At 63.2% G+C, this 3,004-nt stretch carries 4 protein-coding genes; 2 read left to right on the top strand and 2 right to left on the bottom strand.

What is annotated here, in order from left to right; all coding sequences use genetic code 11:
- Positions 1-116 precede the first annotated feature (116 nt).
- Together grpE and EN879_RS30275 are read left to right on the top strand one after the other, a co-directional pair.
- Positions 117-752 carry a nucleotide exchange factor GrpE gene (gene grpE / locus EN879_RS30280; protein WP_027161324.1) on the top strand — a complete coding sequence of 212 codons (636 nt, stop codon included), beginning with the start codon at positions 117-119 and terminating at the stop codon, positions 750-752.
- A 112-nt stretch (positions 753-864) separates the two neighbouring features.
- Positions 865-1,497 (top strand): trimeric intracellular cation channel family protein, encoded by a 633-nt coding sequence (locus EN879_RS30275; protein ID WP_013529571.1) that lies wholly within the window; start codon positions 865-867, stop codon positions 1,495-1,497.
- Between the two features lie 64 nt (positions 1,498-1,561).
- On the opposite strand, the gene EN879_RS30270 is transcribed toward EN879_RS30275, so the two are convergent.
- Both EN879_RS30270 and EN879_RS30265 read right to left on the bottom strand, forming a co-directional pair.
- Positions 1,562-2,437 (bottom strand): GNAT family N-acetyltransferase, encoded by an 876-nt coding sequence (locus EN879_RS30270; RefSeq protein ID WP_023812526.1) that lies wholly within the window; start codon positions 2,435-2,437, stop codon positions 1,562-1,564.
- Positions 2,438-2,619: 182 nt separating this feature from the next.
- Positions 2,620-3,004 (bottom strand): response regulator (locus tag EN879_RS30265; protein ID WP_164774675.1); only part of this gene is annotated, 385 nt, incomplete at its 5' end.

The raw sequence follows: 3,004 nt of genomic DNA, 5'->3' as shown, positions 1-3,004 counted from the left end.
GCCATTGTCCGGCCTTGGCCGGTGGCTTCCATAATCGCTTACCCCTTGATTTTTGGCTGCCAAACATCGATATCGGGCACAAAATCCACATCATTCGAGATTGACGGGAAACGGCGATGAGCGACCAGGCAAAAGACGAACGCGCGCCCGATGAAGTCGAGGCGACCGAGCCCGCAGCCGAGCGCACGGAAGGCAGCACCGACGGCGACTATGAAGCCCTTGTCCGGCTGCTGAAGGAAAATGAAGAGCTGAAGGACCGCGCGCTGCGCGTGGCGGCCGAAATGGAAAACCTGCGTCGCCGCACGGCGCGCGATGTTCACGATGCGCGCACCTACGCGGTCGCGAATTTCGCCCGCGACATGCTTTCGGTGTCGGACAATCTGCGCCGCGCGCTGGATGCGATTCCCGCCGAGGCCAAGGCATCGGGTGACGCCGGCTTCAAGGCGCTGATCGAAGGCGTCGACCTCACCGAGCGCGCCATGCTGTCGGCGCTGGAACGGCATGGGGTCAAGAAGCTCGCGCCGGAAGGCGAGAAGTTCGATCCCAATTTCCACCAGGCGATGTTCGAAGTGCCCAATCCGGACGTCCCGGCCAACACCGTGGTCCAGGTCGTGCAGCCGGGCTATTCGATCGGCGACCGCGTGCTGCGCCCGGCTATGGTCGGCGTCGCCAAAGGCGGTCCGAAGTTTGCCGCCGCTGAAGCGCCGGTCGAGCCGGGGCCGGTAAACGAGCAGGCTGAGAAAGATGCATAGTTAAGGGAGTAGGGCAGTAGGGCAGTAGGGAAAAGGGCAATCGCACCTTCCGTGCGGCTTCGTGCTAAACATACTGCCCTACTGCCCTATTCCCTTACTCCCCTGGCCTGCCATGAACCCCATCGCGCTTCTCGACTATGCCGGTGTCGCCGTCTTCGCGGCGACGGGGGCGCTTGCGGCTTCGCGCAAGCAGCTCGACATTATCGGCTTCCTGTTCCTGGCCAGCGTCACCGGGATAGGTGGCGGCACGCTTCGCGACGTCATCCTCAACCTGCCGGTTTTCTGGGTCGCCAACTCCGGCTATGTGCTGGTCTGCGCCGCGGTTGCGGTGCTGGTCTTCTTCAGCGCGCATCGTGTCGAATCGCGCTGGAAATGGCTGCTCTGGCTCGACGCCATCGGGCTCGCCGCTTTTTCGGTGATGGGCGCGGCCAAGGGGCTTGCGATTACCGGTTCGCCGGTCGTCTCCGTCATCACCGGCGTGCTCACCGCCACTTTCGGCGGCATTCTGCGCGATCTTCTTGCCGGCGAGCCATCGGTGCTGCTCAGGCCCGAAATCTATGTCACGGCGGCCCTTGCAGGTGCCGGCCTTTACACGCTTGGCGATCTTGCCGGACTGCCGCCGCTCGCCTCGGACCTTGCCGGTTTTGCTGCGGCGTTCCTTGTGCGTGGCGGCGCGCTCAAATTCGGCTGGTCGTTTCCGTCCTACAAGAGCCGGCCCGGCAGGCGGCCGGAAGATATTTTGTGAAAAGGAAGCGAATAGCGAATAGGGGTTGAACGAGATAGCTCCCGCTACTTTCTATTCGCTAGCCTCACGCAGCGAAGCGCTGGGCTTCCCCGCCATAATAGTTGACGTAGCGTGCGCCGATCTCCTTGACCGGCATCACGACGAACACATCGACCGTCGAGAATTCGCGATCGATGACGCAGCCGTCGCCGATGCGGGCGCCGACGCGCAGATAGCCCTTGACCAGAGGCGGCATCGCGGCGATCGCCGCCTTGGCATTGACCGCCTCGATCGGCATCAGGTCCATCGAGCAGTAGCGCCCGGAGACCGCGCGCACGTCCCAGGCCGAATTTGTGCGGCAGTGGTGGGCGAGGTAGGTGAGCGCCTCGGCATGCGCCGCCGGCACGGTGCCGTGAAAAGAAGCGCAACCGGTCATCACACCGATTTCGTAATGGTTGATGTAGGCCCAGATGCCTTGCCACAACGCCTCGATGGTGCGTTTCGAGCGGTATTCCGGCAAGACGCAGGAGCGGCCGAGTTCCAGGAAACGCTGGCCGGGGTGACGGGCAATGAGCTTGGTCAGCTCGAATTCACCTTCGGAATAGAAACCGCCGGCCGTGGCCGCGATTTCTTGCCGCAGCAGCCTATATGTACCGACGATACGGCGATGTTCGGGACCGGAAAGCGTGGTGTCCAAAACCAGCAGATGGTCGCAGAGTGGATCGAACCGGTCGGCGTCACGGCGGTCATGGGCCTGGAACAGGTCCTTCCTGGCGCCAAGTTCGTCGTAGAACACCCGGTAGCGCACTTCCTGCGCGGCCGCGATCTCGGCCTCGTTGCGAGCGAGCCGCACTTCAAGATTGCCTATACGGCCCAGTGCCGCGCCCTTTATGACGGAATCGACGTTACGTCCGGCAAGCAAGGCGCTGCTGGCGTTCGGCCGAGTGTCACATTCCGGCATAACTGTATGCACGAGTGATTCTCCTTCGAGCCATCCCTCTTGGCACGGGGATACGGTGTAGGTGCAACAGGATTGTGACAGTACCGTGATACGACGTCGTGGGCAATACTTCGTCGGCTGGCGAATACGATCAACCGGCTACGTTTAAGTGATCGCCCGGTGCGGAACGGGCGGTGGAAAGCTCAGGCCGCGACGACCTGGCCCTCGACGGCATTGACCAGCGCCTCGGGGTCGAGCGGCTTGGTGACAAAGCCGCTGGCGCCATGGGCCAACACCGCATGGCGGGTCTTTTCCTGGCTGTCGGCCGACAGCACCATGATCGGCACCGGCCGCACGGCACTTTCTTCCTCATGGCGGCGGATGGCGGCAATCGCGTCCAGCCCGTCCATGACCGGCATGTGCAGATCCATCAAGACCACGTCGAAGCGGTCCTTGTGCGCGGCGCCGGTGACAGCCTCGACGGCCGCCTTGCCGTTGCCGACCACCCTGACGCGATGCCCGGCCTTCAGCAGCGTGGCGCGGGCCAGCATGGCATTGATGTCATTGTCCTCGGCGATCAGCACCGAC

Source organism: Mesorhizobium sp. M7A.F.Ca.AU.002.02.1.1 (assembly GCF_003998535.1).
GTDB lineage: Bacteria > Pseudomonadota > Alphaproteobacteria > Rhizobiales > Rhizobiaceae > Mesorhizobium > Mesorhizobium ciceri.
The sequence above is the reverse complement of the archived record's forward strand: the minus strand, read 5'-3'. Positions and strand labels throughout refer to the sequence as shown.